This is a genomic window from Herminiimonas contaminans, from assembly GCF_015645465.1.
Lineage (GTDB): Bacteria > Pseudomonadota > Gammaproteobacteria > Burkholderiales > Burkholderiaceae_D > Oxalicibacterium > Oxalicibacterium contaminans.
In genome coordinates this window covers 111967-133751 of the sequence record NZ_JADOEL010000010.1, presented here as the reverse complement: position 1 = coordinate 133751, position 21785 = coordinate 111967, and the positions used below count along the sequence as shown (strand labels likewise).

The following is a 21785-nucleotide window of genomic DNA, read 5'->3' as shown; positions in this document are numbered from 1 at the left end:
TTTCCACGGACAGATAACTACATGGTCGTATGCCGACTGCCGCTTATATTCAATAAACTTTGAGGAAGACATGGACTTACTAGGAACTCCAGCATTTTGGGCCGCACTCGGCAACATCATCCTGATTAACATCGTGCTGTCCGGCGATAATGCAGTCGTCATTGCATTGGCCGCTAAATCACTGCCACCAAAACAAAAGAAAATGGCCGTCATCTACGGTAGTGCTGCCGCCATTATCCTGCGTATCGTTCTGACCATTTTCGCGCTGCAATTGCTGACCCTGCCTTACCTCAAACTGGTAGGCGCGGTTCTGTTGTTCTACATCGGCGTCCAATTGCTGGCCGAAGACGGCGGCGAAGAAAACATTGAAGGCCACTCCAACCTGTGGGGCGCCATCAAAACCATTCTGATCGCCGATCTGGTCATGAGCCTGGACAACGTCCTCGGCGTTGCTGCAGCAGCAAACGGCAATGTCGTATTGCTGATCATCGGTCTGGCCATCAGCGTTCCGCTAATCGTGTTTGGTAGCGCACTGGTACTGAAGTTGATGGAAAAATTCCCTATCATCATCACACTGGGCGCAGCACTGCTGGGTTACCTGGCTGGCGAAATGCTGTTCTCTGACACAGCAGTCACACCTTGGATCGCAGCGAACATGCCACACCACGAAATCGGTTTGTTCGGCAGCAGCCACCTGAGCATTCCAGGTCTGGTACTGGCTATCGGCGTCGTCATCGTTGGTACCTACCTCGGCAAGCGTCACCACAAAACAGAAGCAACAGCTTAATAAGCTGTGCGCCGTCGTCCAGCGACGACGGCTGCAAACAAAAGGGCGAACCGATTGGTTCGCCCTTTTTGTTTATGCTGACTGAAATGTCTCGCTTCAATATTTCTTCAGATTAAAGCTGTGATCCGTCACCAGTCGTGTCATCGCCAGCAATGGACTCAGCCCCAGTACCAGTTGGGTTAATTTATCGCCGGGCAAAGCCCAGATCTGTGAGCGTGGCGCGTCCACCTGCGTCACTGCAGTAATCAGGGGCGCAACCCATTCCGCTTCCGGCGTCACATCCAGCAGGACGTCGCCTTCCGACGTGGTATGCATATAGATCTCGCCGCCTTCGGTCAGCTCAAAGCAAATTCCCCAGCCGTTGTTCTTATTGCCTTTGATCAGATACTGGATATTGCGGTTCTGATGGTCTATCCATGCTTCCACGTCATACGTGGTCTTCAGGACTATCCACGGCCGCGCCAGCGACTGATCCTGCGCTTCTTCATCATCTTCGTACATCATCGCGTTTCATTTTTGTATGGATAAGGCATGCAGCACTGTACACCGGGTACGAAAATTCGGTAGCATCACTGTGGACAAAAAACACACAACTGCAGGCAATTCCGCTCCGTCGTGCTATCCTGCGCACCCTGGATACCCAATTGCTGAACCGCTGTAAATGACGACTACCGAAACTACGCCTAACCCAATTCAATCTGCCCGTACCTTGCTCAAGGAACTGCAGGAAAAATTCACCGTGTTCGGCGAACACCTGCCGCTGGCCATCGGCATCGACAAGCAATTGATCGCGCAAATCCCGGATGTCAGCCGCAAATCGCTGCGCACCGCACTCGGCATACACACCAATTCCCTGCGTTACCTGAAGGGCATGGAAAAAGCGACCGTACGCTTCAACCTGGATGGCAGCAATGCAGATGAAGTCACGGACGTCCATCGCACACACGCGACCACGACGCTGAAAGAACGCTTCAAAAAGAATGCAGAGCACCGCAAGGCACAGCGCCAGGCTGAAGAAGCCCAGCGCAAGGCCGCAGCAAAACAGCGTGAAGCAGAAGAAGCTGATCGCCTGCGCGCAGAAAAACTGACCCAGTTAGCAGAGAAATTCTCGCGCAAGAACTGATGCCCTGACTTGCCTGCACTTCTGCAGGCAAGCCCTCTCTCCTACCAGTAAGTCCACAACATCTTCGCCGCCAGCACATACAGCAGGCAGGCGAAGATGCGTTTCAATACTGGCACCGGCAGGCGATGTGCGAGTCGCGCACCGAAAGGTGCAGTAAAAACACTGCCGCAGACTATGCCTGCCAGTGCAATGATGGAAATGAAGCCGACTGCATCATCCGGCAAGCCCGGTACACTCCACCCCGAAATCACATAACCTATGGTACCGACCACGGCCAGGGGTATGCCCATCATCGCACCAGTACCTATGGTTTTCTTCATAGGCACACCGCACCACAGCATGAATGGGATAGTCAGGAATGCACCGCCTGCAGAAACCAGGCCGCCGATGATGCCGATGATGAGACCAACGAAAAACAAAGGACCGGCGGAAGGCAGTGTACGCGCCGCTTTCGGTTTCTTGTTCAACAGGATTTGCGTCGCGCCGAAGAACACGATCACGGCAAAACTCAGGGCCAGATGACGTTGCGGTATCCATGCAGAGACTGAAGTCGCCAACAAACTGCCGACTACCAGCCCGGGAGACATACGTTTGACGATATTGAAATCGACGCCATCGAACTTCAAGTGCTCACGCACGCTGGAGCCGGAAGTAAATACGATGGAAGCCATACAGGTGCCGAGCGCCAGATGCACGATATGGTCAGGTGCGAAGTGCTGCGCCGCGAACAAGGCCGCCATGATAGGTACCAGCGTCATACCGCCACCTATGCCCAGCAAACCGGCTAACACGCCGACAAATGCACCTGCCAATACATACGCCAGAAACCAGACCATGCCCGCACCCTTGTGATTATTTTTTATCTGCGAACTGTAGCAGTATCAGCGGCAATGAGAGCAACATTTTTTCTCTAAAAAACAGAGCATCACTCTCGCATTACAGAAGGTCGATTATTCATTAGCTGCAACAGATATATACGCCAGACGCCATACCGACAGCACCATGCATAAGTAAAATGGCAGCTACCTGCCTCTGTACTTTGCTGATTCCGTGCCGCATCCGGCAGCACTTTTAAAAAAGTATTAGACTAAGCAACGCAGAATCCTCATGCATCTGGTCGTCCGCTTAAAAGAATTCAAACTCTCGCGCCACATATCCACACGTATCCAGCACCCGTATCAGATTTTCTCGCTAGTCCGGATTCACGTCATCCCAGACAGCCCCTACAATATTTATTCAGCAGGTTCTATTGCACTCTTCTACCCACACTCCCGTCATCAAAAATGAACGCCTGTTCTTGCTGACCATCGCCGGCATACAGTTCACGCACATTCTTGATTTCATGATCATGATGCCGCTTGGTCCGCAACTGATCAGGCTGTTGCACATCGATACCCATCAGTTCGGCCTCTTGCTGTCGTCTTATACATTTACTGCAGCCGCATCCAGTCTGTTGGCAGCGACCTATATTGATCGCTTTGACAGACGCAAACTGCTGCTGGTCCTGTACGCCTGCTTCATCATCGCCACGCTGTGTTGTGGACTCGCGCCCAACTTTACCTTCCTGCTCATCGCACGTGCATTGGCAGGCGCGTTTGGCGGCATCCTCGGTGGTCTGGTGCAAACCATGGTTGCTGATGTGATTCCATTTGAACGTCGTGGCAAGGCACTCGGTACCGTGATGGCGGCATTTTCGATTTCGACTGTGGCCGGTGTGCCGCTGGGCTTGTTGCTGGCGTCTACCTTCACCTCGCTGGGATGGCGCGCGCCCTTCTTTTTCATCGTGCTGCTATCAGGGATTTTCTGGTTCATCGGTTACAAACTGCTGCCCAACCTGACCGCGCATTTGCACAACAAACCAGTCGGCAATATCTTCCAGCGTATCTTTGCGGTCGCCAAAGAGCCGCGACATCTAACCGCCTTTGCCTTTATCGCGATGATCATGATGGCGGGCTTTACCGTCATCCCCTACATCGCCTTATACATGACGACGAATGTAGGTTTGCCAGAATCATTCATCACCGTGGTGTATCTGTGCGGTGGTGCGGCGACTTTCTTTACTTCGCAGCTGATAGGCCGCATGGCGGATAAGTACGGCAAGCTGAAGGTGTACAGGATCGTGGCGGTCGCCTCATTCATCCCCTTGCTGATCACAACTCATCTGGTGCCGATTGCATGGTGGCTAGTGCTGATCAACTCGACGATATTCTTTATCCTGGTTCCGGGTCGCATGGTACCGGGCATGGCGATGGTAAGTGCAGTGCCGGAGGCGCATGTACGCGGCACGTTCATGACATTGATTTCATCGGTGCAGATGTTGTCATCCGGGCTGGCGACGCTGATTGCAGGCCTGATCATTACGCGTACGCCTAACGGCCAGATCGAACACTATGACACTGTCGGTTATCTCGCAGTGGCATGCGGTGTACTGACCATCTGGCTGGCACATAATTTACGGATACCACCCGACCCTGCCAGCAACAAACCTGCGGCTTAAGCGCTTCAGGGTTTTGCAACAGGCGTGCGTTTTTTTGCAGGCTTGTTAGCGGAGGATTTCGCTGCGGGCTTTTTAGTTGCCGTGCTTTTCCTGGCTGCAGGCTTGGAAGCTGTTTTCTTTTGCAAGGCAGCTTCTTCTGACATCACGCTGCGGACCGCCTGATTGAATTGATCCTGCAACATATTCCACCAAGCTGCAGGATTCGCAGTGCCAGCGCTGCTATGCAAAGGATCGGATACAGTAGCAACTGATGGCTCGACCGGTGCTTCTGCTTTGGGCGGGGCCGCAAAGGTCTGCCCCATGCTTTGCAGGGTGCTGATCGTCGCGCTTTGCACTTCCAGCGCCTGTATCGTCCCGCGCAACATATTCATATTCGCAGTCAACCAGGCTTCGACCGCTTTTAAGTCGGTGATTTGCTTATTGATTTCTTCCACCGACAAAGTCGGCATCACCATCCCCGGAATCGCACCAGCCGGTGGCTTCATTCCACCCCACATATTCTTGACGAATTCCATGGTGTCGGCCATGGCATCGAAGCCGGGAAGATTGGGCATATTGGGCTGAGTCATGACTACGCTCCTGGATGCAATGCAGGTCTAAGTACCCTAAGCGTAGCAGATAAAGTGGCCTGGCTAGCGCAATGGGCGCTGCATCTTGCAACTGGTCGGCAAGGCGGTGCGGGCTGCGGGCAGATACAACTCCGTCTTGAAACCATAACCACTGCCTTCGTTATCGAAGCGCATGCCACCATCCGATTTCTTGCGCATCACCGATACGTATAGAGGCTGGATCAACTGATGATCGGCGGCGTGCATGGTCGCTTCGTGGAATGCGTTCTGATAATGCGCACCTTCCAGCGCTTTCGCCACGGCCAGCGCATCGGTCGACTTCGCTTTTTCTATCGCCGTCACCAGCATCTCTATCATGAGGTGCATGCGCAGATGTACATAATCATCCTTGGGCTGCGGATAGCGCTCACGGAATGCGTGATAGAAGCGATCACTGGCGCCATCTTTCGCGCCGTCACCCACATTCGGATGCCACTCGGCCACTGCACGTACCCGATCCACACCAGCATCACCGATGGCAGCGGGGGCGCCCAGGCCATTACCGTAAAAGGTGTAGAACTTGGTATTCAGACCAAACTCTTTTGCTGCTTTTACCAGCAAGGTCAGATCATTCCCCCAGTTACCGGTGATCACCGCATCAGCTCCGCTGGCCTTGATCTTCGCAATATAGGGCGCGAAATCCTTGATCTTGCCGATAGGATGTAACTCATCACCGACGATCTGGATATCCGGTCGCTTCGCGGCCAGTTGTGTACGCGCTGCCTGCGCGACCAGACGGCCGAAGCTGTAGTCCTGTCCGATCAGATAAATACGATGAGCGCGGTTATCACGCTTGATGACTTCGGTTAATGCATTCATGCGCATATCGGCATTCGCATCAAAACGGAAATGCCAGTAGCTGCATTTCTCATTCGTTAGCGCCGGATCGACCGCTGAGTAATTCAGAAAGAGCACGCGATTATTCGGCAGCCGCTGATTATGCTTGTTGACCGCATCGAGCAAGGCGGCCGCAACTGCCGAGCTGTTTCCTTGAACTATAAATGGTATGCGCTGGTCGGTCAGTCGCTTGAACTCGAGCAATGATTCTTCTACGCCCAGTTTGTTATCAAAGATTTCCAACGCCAGCGGATGTGCACCATCCGGCAGCTTGACGCCGCCGCGCGCATTAACCTTATCTATAGCCACTTGCAGGTTACGCACGACCGCCTCACCCGCGTTGGCAAATGCACCAGACATGCCATCTATCATGCCTATGCGTATGGGTTCAGCCGCTTGCGCCACGGTGCAGGCGCACAGCAGGACGCACGCCAGTATATTTTTGCCTTGGATTTTCAATGCAGGACTTTCTTAAAACGGCCATTTTACGCGGCTGCCTACCAGCCCGCTTGTGCACCGAATCGCGGCCCTTGCGTTTACACTAGCGCCATGACGACAGAGATACCGCCATCCCCGCATAAACAGCCGCGCAAAAGGCTACTGACTGGCGGGCTATTGGTTTTGCTGGCATCCCTGTTGCTGCACCTGATCATCATTTCCTGGGCACGCGGCTTGCTCGTACTGCCATCTGGCAAACCACAAGATGACACCATGGTCGTCGCCGCAACGCTGGAAAGCGAAGCACCCGTCATCCCAAAACCGAAAATAGTCGCCGCCAAACCCAAGCCACGCCCGCGCCGGCCTGCCCCTGCTCCGGTAATTGAGTCGCCTGCGCCTGTCGCCGAAACGACCAGCCCGCCGGCCAACGAGCCATCCACAGCAAGCACCAGCGACGACAAAATCGTGGCAGAAGAAACACCAGAGCCAGCCGCGCCGGAAGCGGAAACAGGCATCGCCTACAAAATCGATTTGCCACCTTCCGCCAGCCTGAAATATGACATCCAGAAAATCCCTAAGGAAGGGGCGCCTACTTATGGCAGCGGCACCATCAGCTGGCGTACCGATGGTCAGCTATACACGGTGGATGGTGAATTTGGCGTGCTGTTCATTACCGCCTTGCGCTTCAGGAGCAGCGGCAGCATCACAGACATCGGCATCGTGCCCGAGCTGTATAGCGAAAAGCGTTTTCGCCGCTCCGAAACCAATACACACTTCCAGCGCGATCCTGAGTTGATCAGTTTTTCCGCATCGACCAAATCCTATCCGCGCACCGGTGGTGAACAAGACCGCGCCAGTATCATCTGGCAGTTGGCAGGTATAGGACGCGGCGATAGTGAAAAATTCGTTGCCGGAGCCAGCATCGATTTATTTGTCGCCGGTACACGCGATGCAGAAACATGGCACATACTGGTGATCGGCCAGGAAGACATCGTGGTCGACGGCACCACTATCAGCGCCTGGCATGTAGCACGCGCGCCTAGACGCGGCTCCTACGACCAAAAACTGGATATCTGGCTCGCGCCGCAATTAAACTGGTATCCGGTACGCCTGCGCTATACGGAAGCCAATGGCGATTATCTGGACATGTCCTTAAGCAATCTGAACGTTTCCCCGTCACACTAGTCATATAAACTTAACAATATTTCATTTTGGTGCCCCAATGAAGCGTAACCTTTACCGTAATCTGGAATCCATGTTGCTCGCCACCGTGATCGCTACCTCAGCGAGCGTCACACTGGCCCAAACACCCGCCAAGCGCAGTTTCAACCTGCCGCCATCGGCCGACCTGAACTATGCAATCAATGCCAACCAGCGTGGCTTGCCGCTGAACGGCACCGCCATCATCCACTGGAAGACGGACAAGGCAACTTACTCGATAACAACTGAAACCAAAGCCATGCTGCTGGGCAAGATACTGGAAGCCAAAAGCGAAGGCACTATTGATGCATATGGCCTGGCACCGTCGACTTCGACAGAAAAGCGTTATCGCAAAGATCCAACCACCGCGACTTTTAATCGCGACGCCAAAACCATCACCTTTACCGCATCCGACGCCAGCTATCCGATCAAGGGCGGCGAACAGGATCGCAACAGCATAGTCTGGCAACTGGCGACCATCGCACGCAGCACACCGAATAAATTCAAAACCGGCGCCAGCATTCCGGTAACCGTAGTCGGACAAAAAGATGCGGATGCGTGGGTCTTCAAAGTCAACAAGGCCGAGAAAATCAAAACCGCGACCGGCGATCTGAACACAGTGAAAGTCAGCCGCGTCATCAAGGATGGCGACCATGCACAGAAACTGGATATCTGGTTTGCGCCGTCCATGGAATGGTATCCGGCACGCGTACGCATCACCGAGCCTGAAGGCGACTTCATCGAACAAACCCTGACCAAAGTCGATCCGGTATAAGCAACAGACATAGCGAAAGTTCAGCTGGGCATATAATTCGGCCTGGCGCGGCGATGTAAACTATCGTCCGCGATAGATACTCGCTGTCGATTTTTTGCTGTTGTTTGTTACTGAAGGAAATTATGAGTTCTACAGATGGTGCGCTGGTCTTGTTCAGCGGTGGACAAGACTCCACGACTTGCGTCGCATGGGCGCTGAACCGCTACGCCAAGGTTGAAACCATCGGTTTCGATTACGGCCAGCGGCATGCCGTCGAACTGGAAGTGCGCCCGAGCGTACTGCAATCCTTGCGCGGCATTCATCCGGAGTGGGACAAGAAGCTGGGCGAAGATCACATGATAGATCTGTCGCTCATCTCCAAAATATCCAACACCGCGATGACGCAAGACGTAGAAATCACCATGATGGAAAACGGCTTGCCGAACACCTTTGTACCCGGCCGCAATTTACTGTTCATGACTGTCGCGGCGACTGTCGCCTATCGCCGCGGACTTGATGTGCTGGTCGGTGGCATGTGCGAAACCGACTTCTCCGGTTATCCGGACTGCCGCGACGACACCATGAAAGCATTGCAGGTCGCACTCAATCTCGGCATGGCAACACGCCTCAAGCTGGAAACTCCACTGATGTGGATAGACAAGGCTGACACCTGGCAACTGGCACAAGACCTGGGCGGCAATGCGCTGGTCGACCTGATACGTGCTGGCACCCATACATGCTATCTGGGCGAACGTGGTGCCTTGCATGACTGGGGATACGGTTGCGGCAAATGTCCGGCTTGTGAGTTACGCGCACGCGGCTATGCGAACTTCATTGCCCCAGCAAAGTAAGCATGTAGTAAGGCATATTAATTAAACGTTAAATTGCAACAGTCGAAAACTTCGACGACCACGTGCACATCAAGAAACATCTTGATGGATCACTCTCCCCCATCCCTCTGTAACTCCGCATTCCAGACGCGCCAGACCGGTGCGTCTCCTCTTGCGCACAACCCGGCGCACTACCTAATTCACGCTTGAAAATTTGCAGCAGCGTAACTGCGCAAAAGAAGTCTCAGAATCCTCGGATTGAGGTATCAAAATATCGTATCGATGGGTTAAATTTATGCATCAATGTGCTTGTGAGTGGCTGATATGGTGGCGTGCCCCTGCGCTGCAACGATCAGCGAGGGTTAAAAACTATAGTTACCCAATCAAAGGACACGACCATGATATGGCAACAGATTTACGATCCGCTTAACAGCTTCGGCTTCTCCACTATCGCCGCCGGCATCCCGGTTGCAGTACTTCTCGCAGCACTCGCATTTTTCCACATGAAAGCCCACCTCGCGGCGGGTCTCGCACTCGTCGTCGGCATCGTCATCGCCGCATTTGTATTCGGCATGCCGGTTGCAATGGCGGGTAAGGCAGCAGGCTACGGCATCGCCGCAGGTCTGTTCCCTATCGGCTGGATCGTGCTGAATATTATTTTCCTGCATCGCCTCACTACGCTGAATGGCTATTTCAAGGTGCTGCAAAACAGTATCAGCGGCATCACCGAAGATCGACGTTTGCAATTGTTGCTGGTCGCGTTCTGCTTCGGCGCATTCTTTGAAGGTGCAGCAGGCTTCGGTACTCCCGTTGCTGTTACCGGTGCGATTCTGATCGGCCTTGGCTTCTCGCCGCTGGCTGCTTCCGGCCTGGCGCTGATCGCTAACACGGCACCTGTCGCGTATGGCGCGCTTGGCGCACCGGTGATTGCGTTGTCGGCTGTAACCGGTATCGACTTGCTGCATCTGTCGTCGATGATCGGTCGTCAATTGCCGTTCTTCTCGGTATTGGTTCCGTTCTGGCTGATCTGGGCGTTTGCCGGTTTCCGTGGCATGCGCGAAATCTGGCCTGCGATCCTGGTCGCTGGTGTGTCGTTTGCGATCCCGCAATTCGTCGTATCGAACTACCACGGCCCTTGGCTGGTAGACGTGATCGCCGCGATTGTGTCTATGGGCTCGCTGACTCTGTTCCTCAAAGTATGGCAGCCGAAGAAAATCTGGACCTCGACCGCCCTGCGCAATCGCAATGACAATTCCAAGGATGACATCAAGCCTGAACCAGAATCGGAACAGAAACCAGTACTCGCCAATATCAGCGTCGCGAAATCGTGGATGCCATGGGTGATTTTGTCGGTGTTCGTCTTTATCTGGGGTACGCCATTCTTCAAGAAAGCAATCGACGCAATCTGGTCATGGAAGTATGCGATTCCAGGCCTCGACAAGATGGTTATGAAAATGCCGCCGGTAGCCAAAGAGCCTTTCCTCGAAGCCGCAGTGTTTAACTTCAACGTGCTGTCGATGGCAGGTACCGGCATCTTGGTATCGGCGATCGTTGCCGGTGTGTTGATGGGCTACTCGTTTAAACGTCTGCTGCAGGAGTACTGGCAAACCATCAAACTGGTGCGCTATTCCCTGCTGACGATTTGCGCCATGTTTGGCGTCGGTTACCTGACCAAGTACTCCGGCCTCGACGCTACGCTCGGCCTGGCGTTCGCACATACCGGTGTGTTCTATCCCATGTTCGGCACCCTGCTCGGCTGGCTGGGCGTGGCTTTGACCGGCTCGGATACGGCTGCCAACGTGCTGTTCGGCAGCTTGCAGAAAACCACCGCAGAGCAGCTGGGCTTGCCACCAGTCCTGATGGCATCTGCAAACAGCTCAGGCGGCGTCATGGGCAAAATGATCGATGCGCAATCGATTGTGGTCGCATCGACGGCAACCAAGTGGTACGGACACGAAGGCGACATCTTGCGCTATGTCTTCTTCCATTCGATTGCGCTGGCTATCCTGGTCGGCTTCCTGGTCACGCTGCAAGCCTATGTGATTCCATTCACATTGATGGTTGTTCAGTAAAACCTGTAAAAATGCACACGGCAAAAAGGCCCCGGTATGGGGCCTTTTTTATTGTCTGGCGAATTCCGTTTAACGCGGTGCAGGCATGTTCGGATACATCGGCTCAGGCGCTGGCGCCGCAGGTGGCGGTGGGTCTGGCACTATCGTCGTGGTCTCACGCAAGATACCGCCACCACTTACGCTGCCACTGATCGTCGTATCGCGACCACTCATGCGTACCAGGCAATCCTGCCTGTCGGCATCCGGCAAGGCATTGCAGCGTATGCGTGCATTTTGTTGATAGACCAACGCATCGTCATCTTTTAATTTACCGTGGCGCGCTTCATTCAACGCAGCACCGACATCGCGCAAACAGGTCGCCCTATCCTGTGTCGACCGGCCATCCATACAATCGGCCCGGTCTTGCTTATAAGTGCTAGTAGCGGTGTCAGCCGCTGACGCCAGACTCGCGGCAAAAGCAAGGTTCAAAGCACACAGAGAAAAACCCAGTGCCTTATACATGGCATTTTTCTTGAATTGCATGGCAGCCTCCAGTGAAGGAAAGTTTCAGTCTAAAACCCCGATTTTGTATCGTATGTGCGGTAACCGACTTATACCTGCTTGGAATTGCATCATAACAAGCGGACGGCTGAACCGGTGCGCTAATTAAAATCCTGGCTATTTCCGTGCACAACCATTTAATTCAATGACATACTTGCCGCTACAACACGGCCGACGAGGGTGTAGATCCTTCATTCCGGTCGGCAATTAAAAATAGATTATTCAAGAGAGACCGTAATGCCTCCATCCAAAGCGCCTCGCAAGCATTTTTCCATGTTGCGCGGCTTTCACCTGGCTGATTTTTTTACGCTGGGTAACGCAGCCTGCGGTGTAGCGGCCGTATTTTTTGCCATGCTGTATATGGCCAGCCAGTCCCTGCATCATTTCTATGCTGCGGCGGCGATGGCACCCGCTGCCTTTATATTCGACGTCCTGGATGGTCGCATCGCGCGCTGGCGGCGTCAGCATTCGGCGATGGGGCGTGAGCTGGATTCACTGGCCGACGTAATTTCGTTTGGACTGGCACCGGTTACGCTCGGTTTCGCAGCGGGTCTGACTGGTGGCTGGGATTGGGTTGCAATGATTTACTTCGTCTGCTGCGGCGTCAGCCGCTTGGCTCGCTACAACGTCACGGCCGAAAGCCTGTCCGAAGGTGCAGATAAGGTGGCTTACTTTGAAGGTACGCCGATACCGACCAGCGTCATCATTACCGGCATCCTGGCGTGGCTGGCATCCATAGGCAGCGTAGGAGCAGCCATTTACGGTGGCGTATGGCAAGTCGGCCCATGGGAATTACATCCGTTAGCATTGCTGTTTGCACTGTCCGGTACCTTGATGATCAGCAAGACTTTGCACATCCCGAAATTCTGATCAGTTGTAAGCAGCTGCGCTGTCCTATAAACGATAGATCAGCGCAGCCAGCACGACTGCCGCGGCAGAAACTGCGGTGAAGGTATCAAGCAAATCCAAAATAGTCCCCTTCTGCAAAAATTGATGGCTGTCATCAGCTTAGGCAGGGAACACATCATTTCCAACGAAGTCTTTGTTGGACTCTTATGCGAAAAACGCATATTGCCTTGTATCCATTGTTTTGTATCAAATGTAACAAGGCGTAAATGCGTTGGCGGATTAAGCTGAATAATCTTTCAATGGATGCTTCAAACACGTATTCGTGCTTGTAAAGGGGAGTAACCATGAAGAAAAAGCTTATCGCACTGACGATAGCACTGGTCGTCGTCAACGCCACCGCCGCACAACTATCTGCCGAAGCCTATAGAAGCAAGCATGCGCAGGACAAGACTGCGTCTTACAAGGCACCGGTACAAAGCATTACCAAATCCGAAGCGCAAGCAGCCAATATGGCGCTGATCGTCGAAAACTTCGAACGCATAGACGCCAACAATGACGGCATCGTCACACGCAATGAGTTGCGTGCCTATGTACTGTCGACCCGCCGTCACGTACCGATGACCTGAAACAGGCTAGCCTGAAGACTGCATGCATACTGCGCTTATTCTTCAGGCGCGGTTTCCTTGATCGCAGCGGCAACTGCCCGCACGCGTGCTTCATGAATAGCTTCCGGTATGCGCTGCTGCTGATCCGGATATCGCTGCCGCGTTAGCTCGGCAATTTCCCCACCATTCACCGTTAGCGCTACTGTCAGCGCCGCCTGCAGATACGCTCTTTGTGGAAACGGTTTCTCTGTAAAACCGGTACGTCCGCGATGGTCGCACTCGGATGCCACCAACATATCGAGAAAGCGTTGCGGCTTACGGAAAGCATCGCAACGCTCCAATAAATTCACTATCGTTTTTGCACGCAGTTCCAGCGCACGTCCGACATTGCCGTGTTCACGCGCTGTCATCAATGCCAGGTCACGACATTCGTTCGGGATTTTCAGGCGCTTACAAACCGCATCCACCAGCTTCACGCTATGCATTTCATGGCCGTGATGGCGCGGCCACATCTCGGGCGGTGTGACGCCCTTGCCGAGGTCATGCAATAAGGCTGCGCAGCGCGTAGGCAGATCAGCATGGATGCTGGCCGCGTAATCGATCACCAGCATAATGTGCGCCCCGGTATCGATTTCCGGATGATAGAGCGCCGGTTGCGGCACGCCCCACAAGGCATCCAGCTCCGGCAGTATGCGTTGCAAGGCGCCGCAATCGCGCAGCACCGCAAACATCCGTGACGGACGCACTTCCATCAGGCCACGCGCCAGTTCCTGCCATACTCGCTCTGGCACCAGCGCATCAACTTCACCGGCCACCACCATGCCTTGCATCAGTTCATTGGTTTCCGGTGCTACTGTAAATTCTGGAAAGCGCGCGGCAAAGCGCGCAATGCGCAATATGCGCACCGGATCTTCGGAGAAGGCTGGTGACACATGGCGGAATATGCGTTGCTTGAGATCACGCTGGCCGCCGAAAGGATCGACGATGCGGCCGTCTTCATCCTGCGCCATCGCATTGATGGTGAGGTCACGGCGGATTAAATCTTCTTCCAGCGTCACGCTGGCATCGGTATGGAAGACGAAACCCTTGTAACCAGGCTCAGTCTTGCGCTCGGTACGCGCCAGAGCGTACTCCGCGTGTGTCTTCGGATGCAGGAAAACCGGGAAGTCTTTGCCGACCGGGGTATAACCTTGCGCAATCATGGCCTCCGGCGTTGCGCCGACCACCACGTAATCGCGATCCTTGACGGCCACGCCCAGCAATTCATCGCGTACTGCGCCGCCAACGATGTAAGTCTTCATATCAGTTCAATCGGGATAGCTGTCGTACTTTTCGATATGGTCAGTCTCGGCCAGCGCACCGGTTATCCACTGCGCGACTGCAGGGTGTGCCGCGACCCGTTCGACATAGGCATCCAGTGCCGGTGCCAGCACGACTTCGTAGGTACGGAAACGCATGACCACAGGTGCGAAGTAGGCATCGGCAATAGAGAACTCACCAAACAAGTATTCACTAGGTCCGGACATGGCCAGACAGGTTTCCCAGATTTCGCTGATACGACCGATATCTGCCTGCGCTTCCAGCGTACGTCCCTTGCCTGGGAATTTGGCACGTATATTCATCCACATCGCGGAACGAACGCCGGTAAAGCCGGAGTGCATTTCGGCACAAATCGAACGCGCCAGCGCACGTGCAGCCACATCTTCCGGCCACATTTTCTTTTCCGGGAATTGCTCCGCCAGGTATTCGCATATCGCCAGCGAATCCCAGATCACGGTTTCACCTGCCAGCAATACCGGCACCCTGCCCGCGGCTGAATAATGCGCGATCTGCGCCGTCGTATCCGAACGATCCAGCAAGACTGAAATTTCCTGGAACGGGATATTAAAAGCCGTCATCGCCACCCACGGGCGCATAGACCATGACGAATAGTTCTTGTTCGCGATGACCAGCTTCAGGCCATTTTTTTCTGCATTACCCAGTGTTTGCGATAAGGTCGGATCGAGTTCTGTCGTTTGCATAGTGTCCGTAACGATAAAGTTCTTATATATTGCTGTGCTGTTTTACGGCAGATCCGTTGGTACAAATGCAGTCGGTGTGACGCTACCCAGGCGATCCTTCAATGATTGCGGTTTGCTTTCAAACATCGCTGCATAGTAAGTCGCATTGGAGAGTACTTTTTTCACATAGTCACGGGTTTCCGAAAACGGAATCGACTCTGCAAAAATCGCTCCTTCCACCGGACGCGTCAGCGTCGAACGCCATGCACGCGGACGTCCCGGACCGGCGTTGTAAGCAGCTGTTGCCAATGTTTGCGAACCGCCCAGATCGTTCAGGACCATATTCAAATAACTGGTACCGAGCAGGATATTGGTTTCAATTTCATTGACTTGGCTATGCGCGTAATCGGTCATGCCTATCTTCTTGGCGACATGACGCGCAGTAGTAGGCATCAATTGCATCAGACCCGATGCACCCACATGCGAACGTGCATCCATGATGAAACGGGATTCCTGGCGGATCAGGCCATACACCCAGGCCATTTCCAGACCCAGCTTTTGCGTGGCGGTGCGCATGACGTCGCGATACGGCGATGGGAAGCGTTGCGTGAAATCTACTTCTATCTTGGTGCGATCAGAAGTATTGACCATGCGATCCAGCACTTCACTACGGCGTGCGAATTCGGCGGCAGCCAGATGCTGGCGCTCATTCATCTTGCGTAGCTCCCAGTTCCACTCGCGATAACCTTCGAAGCGCAAACCCAGATCAAAGAATTTGAAAGCGCGACGGAAGCCCTGATTGGCCGCCATCGGCGCGATCTCTTCTTCAGTTACTGGTGTCGCACGTGGCGGTATCGTGATTTTCTGACCCAGCTCTTCCAGTGCCAGCTGGCCATAGAAATTGGTTTGTGATGCGATCGACTGCATCAATGCATTCGCCTCATCGCGCTTGCCCTCTTCGCGCAGTGCGCGCGCCAGCCAGTAGGTCCAGGTCGCATCGTCGCGCAATGCGGCAGGCATCGCTTCGACGCCTTGTTTGACCAATTTCCAGTCACCGGCACGCAAAGCGGCGCGGATTTTCCATTGATGACCTTCAAGTGATAACGGTGCATTACCTGCCTTGCGCCAGTAATCTGCCGCCTCCGGCGCCAGCTTCATCGAAGCCTGCAAGGCAATTTGCGCCCAGCCTTGAGCTTCCTGCTTTTTATTCAGCAACAGCGTGTTTCCGGATAAAACTTCAGCGGCCTGTGCCGGATTATTTTTTGCGATGCGCCCCAGCGCGACGATAAACACTTCATGCTTCACACGACGGAAACCCACGCCCTTGGAAGTAATCAGCGCTGGTTTTTCCATCGCCGTCACCAGCGAACCATCATCTATGCCAGTGAACGGCACCAGGCGGCGCACGAAATCGGTAGAACCGGTTTCTGCTGCCAGGCGGATCTGCGCCCACAAATCATCTTCATTGAACTGACTGTTTTCCATCAGCATGCCGATCAGCGCAACGCAACCCTCACCATAGTTCTTCGGCACGGTCAGCAAAGCACGCGCATCCACCGCGACATTCAAGCCCTTCTGCGCCTTGGACATCAGCGCATAGCATTTCAGCTGGGTGTCGTCATTCAACTCGAACAGCGGATATTGTTCATCGAAGGTGACCCAGTCGCGGCGCTTGCCAACTTCAAGCAGCCAGTCATTGCGCAGGCGGTCAGCGATGGCACTGCCGCTATATTTATTCAGATACGCCAGGATTTCAGTCGGGCTGGCATCCTTGATACGCGGCCTGAGCTGGTAGTAATCAACGTAAGACGGGATGGAGTAATTACCGAGCTTGGATGCGATATCGGCTGCACGCACAGCATCACCGCGGCGTGATGCATCACGCAATGCTAAAAATGCATCGTCATCACTGGCAAAGCCCGCCGCGCGCTTTTGCGCATGCGCCGCCGGTACCAGGAACACGGCGGATGCCGCCAACAGCATGACGCGTGCGAATAATTTATGCGAAAACATGAATATCGTGACCCCTATTTTTTATCCTGCTTATACTGGAACCCAGGCCGGATAGCTATAAAATGAGTTCCCATCTCTGGCACCTAGAATAGCACGCGATTCTCTTCCCGTACCCATGCAAAATAAGCTCGATTTACGTCGTACCCTGCTCTCAAAGCGTAGCGCACTTGCCGCGGATCAACGCGCCCTTTTTGACCGTCGCCTGGGCGATAAAATCATGCAATGGTGGCGTAGTGAAAAGCCAGCCAGCCTGGGTGTGTACTGGCCTATGCGTGGCGAACCCGATGTACATCAGGCGTATGCAGAATTGCATGCAGCGGGCGTACAACTGGCCTTGCCGCTGATCGCAGGCGACAACGTCCCCCTGCAGTTCGTGGAATGGGCGCCGGGTGAGGCATTGCGCAAGGACAGGTTAGGCACCGACATTCCAGTCGCTGACAATCCACTGATACAGCCGCAAGCACTGCTGATACCTTGCCTCGGCTTCAATGCAGACTGTTTCCGCCTCGGCTATGGCGGCGGTTTTTACGACCGGACGCTGGCAGCAGAACCACGACCACGCACGCTGGGTGTGGCTTATGCATTCGGTGAAGTCGACTTTGCCTCTGAGGTATATGACATCGCCCTCGACGCGGTCGTGACGGAAGAAGCGACCTTCCACGCCCGCTGAAATAAAAAATGCCCTGTCCATTTCTGGCACAGGGCACTCCTGACTTTCTGACTTGCTGCTTATTTCTGCGACAAATTCAAACGTGTCCAGATAGTCTGCGTCGCCGCGGCCTGGTTCAATGAGTAGAAATGCAAACCAGGTGCGCCACCTGCCAGCAAACGTTCGCACAGATCCGTCACCACATCGAGACCGAAGGCGCGTATCGATTCAGCATCATCACCGTAGCTCGCCAGCTTGAGGCGTATCCAGCGCGGGATTTCAGCGCCACATGCATCAGAGAAGCGCATCAACTGCGAGTTATTGGTGATCGGCATAATGCCCGCAGTCACCGGTATATCGCTACCAGCCTTGCGCGCATCATCGACGAAACGGAAGTAAGCATCCGCATTGTAGAAATACTGCGTGATCGCCGAATCGGCACCCGCTTTGGCCTTACGGACAAAGTTGGCGATATCGTCTTGCGGCGATTTGGCTTGCGGATGCATTTCCGGATAAGCGCCGACTTCAATGTGGAACCAGTCGCCGGTTTCAGCGCGTATGAATTCCACCAGTTCATTTGCATAGTGAAATTCACTGGACGACATATCCATGGAACCGTAACCACTAGGCAAATCACCGCGCAAGGCAACGATGCGCTTGATGCCATGCGATTTGTATTCGGCCAGGATCGCACGCAGGCTTTCACGCGAGCTACCGAGGCAGGACAAGTGCGGCGCGGCATCCTGCCCGGCACCACGGATTTCCAGCACTGTTTCCAGTGTGCCTTGTTGCGTCGAGCCACCGGCGCCGAACGTGACCGAAAAATACTTGGGATTCAACTCAGACAGTTTGGCGCAAGTGACGCGCAGTTTTTCCACACCCACAGGTGTCTTGGGCGGGAAAAACTCTATGCTGAAATTCTGTTCTTTCATTTTTCTTGTAGTAAAAGCGCGGACAATATCCACGAAATAATGCTGTACAGGATCGCTCCGCCTACCGCCGACCAGAAACCAGCGACATGGAAACCACCTACCAGTTGCGAGACCGCCCAGAACATCAGACCGTTGATGACGAAGATGAACAAGCCCAGTGTCAGCAAGGTGACAGGCAAGGTCAGCAACACCAGTATCGGACGTATCAGGGTATTCACCAGGCCCAGTATCAGGGCAGCGATGATGGCCGTGCCGACACTATCGACCCTGATGGATGACATCAGAAAGGGAAGCGCAAAAAGTGCCGCTGCATTGATTGCCCAGATGAGGATGATGCGCATACGATTTCTCCTTTTTTCAGTACTGAACGTCAGGAAATCGCTGCCCCATATACGCTATGGGGCAGCTCAGGCAAAACACTGAACGACTATAACCTACTACTGCAAGTGCTTAGTAGCGATAGTGCTCTGGCTTGTAAGGGCCCGCTTGCTGTACGCCGATGTAGTTAGCCTGTTCTGTGGTCAGAGTCGTCAACTGTGCATTGAGTTTCTTCAATTGCAGGCGTGCGACTTTTTCATCCAGATGTTTAGGCAGGGTATAGACACCGACCGGGTAGTTTTTGGTGTTTGCGTACAGTTCGATTTGTGCAATCGTTTGGTTCGCGAACGACGAGCTCATCACATACGATGGGTGACCGGTACCGCAACCGAGGTTAACCAGGCGACCTTCAGCCAGCAAGATGATGCGTTTGCCGTCAGGGAAGATGATGTGGTCGACTTGCGGCTTGATGTTTTCCCATGTGTATTGTTTCAACGCAGCGACTTCGATTTCATTGTCGAAGTGACCGATGTTGCAGACAATCGCCTGGTCTTTCATCTTCTTCATGTGCTCGTGGGTGATCACGTGGTAGTTACCGGTACAGGTAACGAAGATGTCGCCGTGTTCTGCCGCGTATTCCATGGTCACGACGCGATAACCTTCCATCGCTGCCTGCAATGCACAGATAGGATCGATTTCAGTTACCCATACTTGCGCGGACAGGGCACGCATCGCTTGTGCCGAACCTTTGCCGACGTCACCATAACCAGCGATGACAGCGATCTTGCCGGCGATCATGACGTCGGTCGCGCGCTTGATACCGTCTACCAGCGATTCGCGGCAGCCGTACAGGTTGTCGAACTTGGATTTGGTAACGGAGTCGTTAACGTTGATAGCCGGGAAAGCCAGTTTGCCTTCCTTGTGCATTTGGTACAAACGATGCACGCCGGTGGTGGTTTCTTCCGTCACGCCGAGGATTTGCGGCAGGCGTTTCGAGTACCAGGTCGCGTCTACAGCCAGGTGTTTTTTGATCGAATTGAACAAGCAGATTTCTTCTTCCGAACCTGGGTTGTTCAATACCGATGCGTCTTTTTCAGCACGGGTACCGAGATGCAGCAACAAGGTTGCGTCGCCACCATCGTCGAGAATCATGTTCGAATAAACCGGCGCACCTTTGTCGTCGTTCGGCCATTCGAAAATGCGGTGGGTGTATTCCCAGTAGTCGTCCAGTGTTTCGCCTTTGACTGCGAATACTGGGGTACCAGCGGCAGCGATTGCTGCAGCTGCATGATCTTGTGTCGAATAGATATTGCACGATGCCCAGCGTACTTTTGCACCCAGCGCTTCCAGCGTCTGGATCAGTACTGCGGTCTGGATCGTCATGTGGATGGATCCGGTGATGCGTGCGCCCTTCAACGGTTGCGCTGCCGCGAATTCTTCGCGGATGGCCATCAGGCCTGGCATTTCGGTTTCAGCAATACAGATTTCCTTGTCGCCCCAAGCGGACAAGGACAGATCGGCGATAACGTAATCGGAAAAATTGGTAGAGGAAGTCATTACTGCGGCGTTCATCACGCCCTCCTTTCGTTAGAAAAAAAGAAACGTGAGCGCGGTTGCAGGTACTGACCGCATCAAGCCTGGCAGATCGAACGACCTGTCGCAACGCTCCTTGATGCGGGTGCCATTTTAATCGAAAAAAACGCGCGCGACCACCTCAGGCCGCTAACGATTGTTATTTCTTCAATGGCTCTGAGCTAGGCAGGGATACCGAATGGACCTTGGCCAGCTCCGACTGGGATTCCACGTTTTCAGTGATCCAGCGCAACATATCGAGCCAGATGCGCTTCACTTCGGCATCTGATGGCATTTTTTGTGCATTCGGCAACTCGATGGTGATTACCGGCACATTTTTATGCACCCCGCTGTAATTTCCCAGCGAGCCCGGATAAACACCGACCCGGTTCAGCAACAAACGGCCAAAACGGCGCGGCGGTTGCGCCGGGCCATCAAAATCCAGCACGCCAAACGGTGCATGGACGGAAATAATAACGTCTGGCCGGAAGCGCAGCATTTCATCGTGCACCCATTTGCTTTCAGGCTCGGACAAAGGGGCAGAACCGGGGAAACGACGCGGGTCCTTTTTGGTCCGATTCGCCCAGTAGCGCGGTGCATCCTGCTGCCAGCCTGGGGTCGGGAAATTACGGTTCAAATCCACACCATTCGCATTCACACGCTTGGCCTTGGGCGCCAGGAAACCATCCGGATTCACCACCGGCACTACGCTCCAGTCAAATTGCTGTGCGGCCGCAGTCGGCATCCATTGCAACCAGCGGAATACCACCGAAACCGAGGTCAGCTCATCACCGTGGATACCCCCCATCAGCAGCACGCGCAATGGCGCTTGATTTCGTTTGGTCTTTTTTGCCGGGATCTGGCGCGCCAACAAGGGGAAACCCTGCAGCGAATTGACACCTGTAGGCAACAACTCACTCTGCATGCACATCGCGTTGGATACACCCGGCATGCGTACGACCAGGCGTTTGCACCAGTCAGCAGGATGTGCCGGCGGAGTAATAGTAGCGGAAGCATTGCTGGCACTGGCAGGCAGGCTGAACCCGACAAAGAGCGGGAGCAAGAGGGAGATACGGAGGATGTGCCTGGCTAGGGGTGCGATATGCATCAGCGCCTCTGAAAACAAAAATGGTCGGATTAATTCTTTGCAGAATTCTATCC

The 21785-nt window shown here is 54.0% G+C and carries 22 protein-coding genes and 1 riboswitch; of the genes, 10 read left to right on the top strand and 12 right to left on the bottom strand.

The features are described from left to right. Positions 1 to 70 precede the first annotated feature (70 nt). The gene (locus IXC47_RS13085; RefSeq protein ID WP_175624836.1) at positions 71 to 787 is read left to right on the top strand and encodes a TerC family protein; all 717 of its coding nucleotides are present in this window, start codon (positions 71 to 73) and stop codon (positions 785 to 787) included. 96 nt (positions 788 to 883) lie between these two features. On the opposite strand, the gene IXC47_RS13080 is transcribed toward IXC47_RS13085, so the two are convergent. Further along, the gene (locus tag IXC47_RS13080) at positions 884 to 1291 is read right to left on the bottom strand and encodes a hypothetical protein (RefSeq protein WP_175624835.1); all 408 of its coding nucleotides are present in this window, start codon (positions 1289 to 1291) and stop codon (positions 884 to 886) included. 157 nt (positions 1292 to 1448) lie between these two features. On the opposite strand from IXC47_RS13080, the gene IXC47_RS13075 reads away from it, so the two are divergent. Next, positions 1449 to 1910 (top strand): ProQ/FINO family protein, encoded by a 462-nt coding sequence (locus IXC47_RS13075; protein WP_195875892.1) that lies wholly within the window; start codon positions 1449 to 1451, stop codon positions 1908 to 1910. Positions 1911 to 1951: 41 nt separating this feature from the next. On the opposite strand, the gene IXC47_RS13070 is transcribed toward IXC47_RS13075, so the two are convergent. Further along, entirely contained in the window at positions 1952 to 2746 is a 795-nt protein-coding gene (locus IXC47_RS13070; RefSeq protein WP_195875891.1) for a sulfite exporter TauE/SafE family protein, read from the bottom strand. Positions 2747 to 3159: 413 nt separating this feature from the next. On the opposite strand from IXC47_RS13070, the gene IXC47_RS13065 reads away from it, so the two are divergent. Then, entirely contained in the window at positions 3160 to 4407 is a 1248-nt protein-coding gene (locus IXC47_RS13065; protein WP_175624832.1) for an MFS transporter, read from the top strand. 5 nt (positions 4408 to 4412) lie between these two features. Here IXC47_RS13065 and IXC47_RS13060 read toward each other — a convergent pair whose 3' ends face one another. Together IXC47_RS13060 and IXC47_RS13055 are read right to left on the bottom strand one after the other, a co-directional pair. Beyond that, the gene (locus IXC47_RS13060) at positions 4413 to 4976 is read right to left on the bottom strand and encodes a PhaM family polyhydroxyalkanoate granule multifunctional regulatory protein (RefSeq protein ID WP_195875890.1); all 564 of its coding nucleotides are present in this window, start codon (positions 4974 to 4976) and stop codon (positions 4413 to 4415) included. A 63-nt stretch (positions 4977 to 5039) separates the two neighbouring features. Next, positions 5040 to 6311, bottom strand: coding sequence for a branched-chain amino acid ABC transporter substrate-binding protein (locus IXC47_RS13055; protein WP_175624830.1), 1272 nt, complete (start codon positions 6309 to 6311; stop codon positions 5040 to 5042). A gap of 90 nt (positions 6312 to 6401) precedes the next feature. Between IXC47_RS13055 and IXC47_RS13050 the strand changes: the two genes are divergently transcribed. The 4 genes from IXC47_RS13050 to IXC47_RS13035 all read left to right on the top strand — a co-directional run bounded on the left by IXC47_RS13050 (position 6402) and on the right by IXC47_RS13035 (position 11146). Beyond that, positions 6402 to 7475, top strand: coding sequence for a DUF3108 domain-containing protein (locus IXC47_RS13050; protein WP_195875889.1), 1074 nt, complete (start codon positions 6402 to 6404; stop codon positions 7473 to 7475). A 37-nt stretch (positions 7476 to 7512) separates the two neighbouring features. After that, positions 7513 to 8265 carry a DUF3108 domain-containing protein gene (locus tag IXC47_RS13045; protein WP_195875888.1) on the top strand — a complete coding sequence of 251 codons (753 nt, stop codon included), beginning with the start codon at positions 7513 to 7515 and terminating at the stop codon, positions 8263 to 8265. A 122-nt stretch (positions 8266 to 8387) separates the two neighbouring features. Beyond that, complete coding sequence (queC, locus tag IXC47_RS13040) at positions 8388 to 9095, top strand: 7-cyano-7-deazaguanine synthase QueC (RefSeq protein ID WP_195875887.1); 708 nt, start codon at positions 8388 to 8390, stop codon at positions 9093 to 9095. A gap of 380 nt (positions 9096 to 9475) precedes the next feature. After that, complete coding sequence (locus IXC47_RS13035) at positions 9476 to 11146, top strand: L-lactate permease (RefSeq protein ID WP_195875901.1); 1671 nt, start codon at positions 9476 to 9478, stop codon at positions 11144 to 11146. Positions 11147 to 11215: 69 nt separating this feature from the next. Here IXC47_RS13035 and IXC47_RS13030 read toward each other — a convergent pair whose 3' ends face one another. After that, positions 11216 to 11668 (bottom strand): hypothetical protein, encoded by a 453-nt coding sequence (locus IXC47_RS13030; RefSeq protein ID WP_195875886.1) that lies wholly within the window; start codon positions 11666 to 11668, stop codon positions 11216 to 11218. Positions 11669 to 11923: 255 nt separating this feature from the next. On the opposite strand from IXC47_RS13030, the gene IXC47_RS13025 reads away from it, so the two are divergent. Continuing rightward, positions 11924 to 12556, top strand: coding sequence for a CDP-alcohol phosphatidyltransferase family protein (locus tag IXC47_RS13025; protein WP_124574401.1), 633 nt, complete (start codon positions 11924 to 11926; stop codon positions 12554 to 12556). Positions 12557 to 12879: 323 nt separating this feature from the next. Beyond that, positions 12880 to 13161 (top strand): hypothetical protein, encoded by a 282-nt coding sequence (locus tag IXC47_RS13020; RefSeq protein ID WP_175624825.1) that lies wholly within the window; start codon positions 12880 to 12882, stop codon positions 13159 to 13161. Between the two features lie 35 nt (positions 13162 to 13196). Here the strand turns inward: IXC47_RS13020 and IXC47_RS13015 are convergent, their stop codons facing one another. From IXC47_RS13015 to IXC47_RS13005, 3 genes are read right to left on the bottom strand one after another with little or no spacing between them, the layout of a single operon-like run. Then, a complete protein-coding gene (locus IXC47_RS13015) occupies positions 13197 to 14441 on the bottom strand; it encodes a multifunctional CCA addition/repair protein (protein WP_195875885.1) in 1245 nt (414 codons plus the stop codon). A 6-nt stretch (positions 14442 to 14447) separates the two neighbouring features. Further along, positions 14448 to 15161: a glutathione S-transferase family protein gene (locus IXC47_RS13010; RefSeq protein ID WP_195875884.1), complete on the bottom strand. Its 714-nt coding sequence runs from the start codon at positions 15159 to 15161 to the stop codon at positions 14448 to 14450. A gap of 42 nt (positions 15162 to 15203) precedes the next feature. Continuing rightward, positions 15204 to 17153 (bottom strand): lytic transglycosylase domain-containing protein, encoded by a 1950-nt coding sequence (locus IXC47_RS13005; RefSeq protein WP_195875883.1) that lies wholly within the window; start codon positions 17151 to 17153, stop codon positions 15204 to 15206. A 115-nt stretch (positions 17154 to 17268) separates the two neighbouring features. On the opposite strand from IXC47_RS13005, the gene IXC47_RS13000 reads away from it, so the two are divergent. Beyond that, the gene (locus tag IXC47_RS13000) at positions 17269 to 17823 is read left to right on the top strand and encodes a 5-formyltetrahydrofolate cyclo-ligase (RefSeq protein WP_195875882.1); all 555 of its coding nucleotides are present in this window, start codon (positions 17269 to 17271) and stop codon (positions 17821 to 17823) included. 59 nt (positions 17824 to 17882) lie between these two features. Here IXC47_RS13000 and metF read toward each other — a convergent pair whose 3' ends face one another. The 4 genes from metF to IXC47_RS12980 all read right to left on the bottom strand — a co-directional run bounded on the left by metF (position 17883) and on the right by IXC47_RS12980 (position 21732). After that, positions 17883 to 18734, bottom strand: a complete 852-nt coding sequence (metF, locus tag IXC47_RS12995; protein WP_175624820.1) for a methylenetetrahydrofolate reductase [NAD(P)H] — start codon at positions 18732 to 18734, stop codon at positions 17883 to 17885. Next, positions 18731 to 19075, bottom strand: a complete 345-nt coding sequence (locus IXC47_RS12990; RefSeq protein WP_124574394.1) for a phage holin family protein — start codon at positions 19073 to 19075, stop codon at positions 18731 to 18733. Before IXC47_RS12990 ends, metF begins: the two co-directional genes overlap by 4 nt. A gap of 109 nt (positions 19076 to 19184) precedes the next feature. Next, complete coding sequence (ahcY, locus tag IXC47_RS12985; RefSeq protein ID WP_195875881.1) at positions 19185 to 20624, bottom strand: adenosylhomocysteinase; 1440 nt, start codon at positions 20622 to 20624, stop codon at positions 19185 to 19187. A gap of 26 nt (positions 20625 to 20650) precedes the next feature. Next, positions 20651 to 20729, bottom strand: a riboswitch (S-adenosyl-L-homocysteine riboswitch). A gap of 55 nt (positions 20730 to 20784) precedes the next feature. Continuing rightward, complete coding sequence (locus IXC47_RS12980; protein ID WP_195875880.1) at positions 20785 to 21732, bottom strand: M14 family zinc carboxypeptidase; 948 nt, start codon at positions 21730 to 21732, stop codon at positions 20785 to 20787. Positions 21733 to 21785: the final 53 nt, after the last annotated feature.

Coding starts and splice junctions, on each gene's coding strand:
- IXC47_RS13025 (WP_124574401.1), top strand. CDS start 11,924: ATGCCTCCATCCAAAGCGCCTCGCAAGCATTTTTCCATGTTGCGCGGC.
- IXC47_RS13080 (WP_175624835.1), bottom strand. CDS start 1,291: ATGATGTACGAAGATGATGAAGAAGCGCAGGATCAGTCGCTGGCGCGG.
- IXC47_RS13030 (WP_195875886.1), bottom strand. CDS start 11,668: ATGCAATTCAAGAAAAATGCCATGTATAAGGCACTGGGTTTTTCTCTG.
- metF (WP_175624820.1), bottom strand. CDS start 18,734: ATGAAAGAACAGAATTTCAGCATAGAGTTTTTCCCGCCCAAGACACCT.
- IXC47_RS13045 (WP_195875888.1), top strand. CDS start 7,513: ATGAAGCGTAACCTTTACCGTAATCTGGAATCCATGTTGCTCGCCACC.
- ahcY (WP_195875881.1), bottom strand. CDS start 20,624: ATGAACGCCGCAGTAATGACTTCCTCTACCAATTTTTCCGATTACGTT.
- IXC47_RS13050 (WP_195875889.1), top strand. CDS start 6,402: ATGACGACAGAGATACCGCCATCCCCGCATAAACAGCCGCGCAAAAGG.
- IXC47_RS12980 (WP_195875880.1), bottom strand. CDS start 21,732: ATGCATATCGCACCCCTAGCCAGGCACATCCTCCGTATCTCCCTCTTG.
- IXC47_RS13000 (WP_195875882.1), top strand. CDS start 17,269: ATGCAAAATAAGCTCGATTTACGTCGTACCCTGCTCTCAAAGCGTAGC.
- IXC47_RS12990 (WP_124574394.1), bottom strand. CDS start 19,075: ATGCGCATCATCCTCATCTGGGCAATCAATGCAGCGGCACTTTTTGCG.
- IXC47_RS13085 (WP_175624836.1), top strand. CDS start 71: ATGGACTTACTAGGAACTCCAGCATTTTGGGCCGCACTCGGCAACATC.
- IXC47_RS13060 (WP_195875890.1), bottom strand. CDS start 4,976: ATGACTCAGCCCAATATGCCCAATCTTCCCGGCTTCGATGCCATGGCC.
- IXC47_RS13020 (WP_175624825.1), top strand. CDS start 12,880: ATGAAGAAAAAGCTTATCGCACTGACGATAGCACTGGTCGTCGTCAAC.
- queC (WP_195875887.1), top strand. CDS start 8,388: ATGAGTTCTACAGATGGTGCGCTGGTCTTGTTCAGCGGTGGACAAGAC.
- IXC47_RS13005 (WP_195875883.1), bottom strand. CDS start 17,153: ATGTTTTCGCATAAATTATTCGCACGCGTCATGCTGTTGGCGGCATCC.
- IXC47_RS13070 (WP_195875891.1), bottom strand. CDS start 2,746: ATGGTCTGGTTTCTGGCGTATGTATTGGCAGGTGCATTTGTCGGCGTG.
- IXC47_RS13010 (WP_195875884.1), bottom strand. CDS start 15,161: ATGCAAACGACAGAACTCGATCCGACCTTATCGCAAACACTGGGTAAT.
- IXC47_RS13015 (WP_195875885.1), bottom strand. CDS start 14,441: ATGAAGACTTACATCGTTGGCGGCGCAGTACGCGATGAATTGCTGGGC.
- IXC47_RS13075 (WP_195875892.1), top strand. CDS start 1,449: ATGACGACTACCGAAACTACGCCTAACCCAATTCAATCTGCCCGTACC.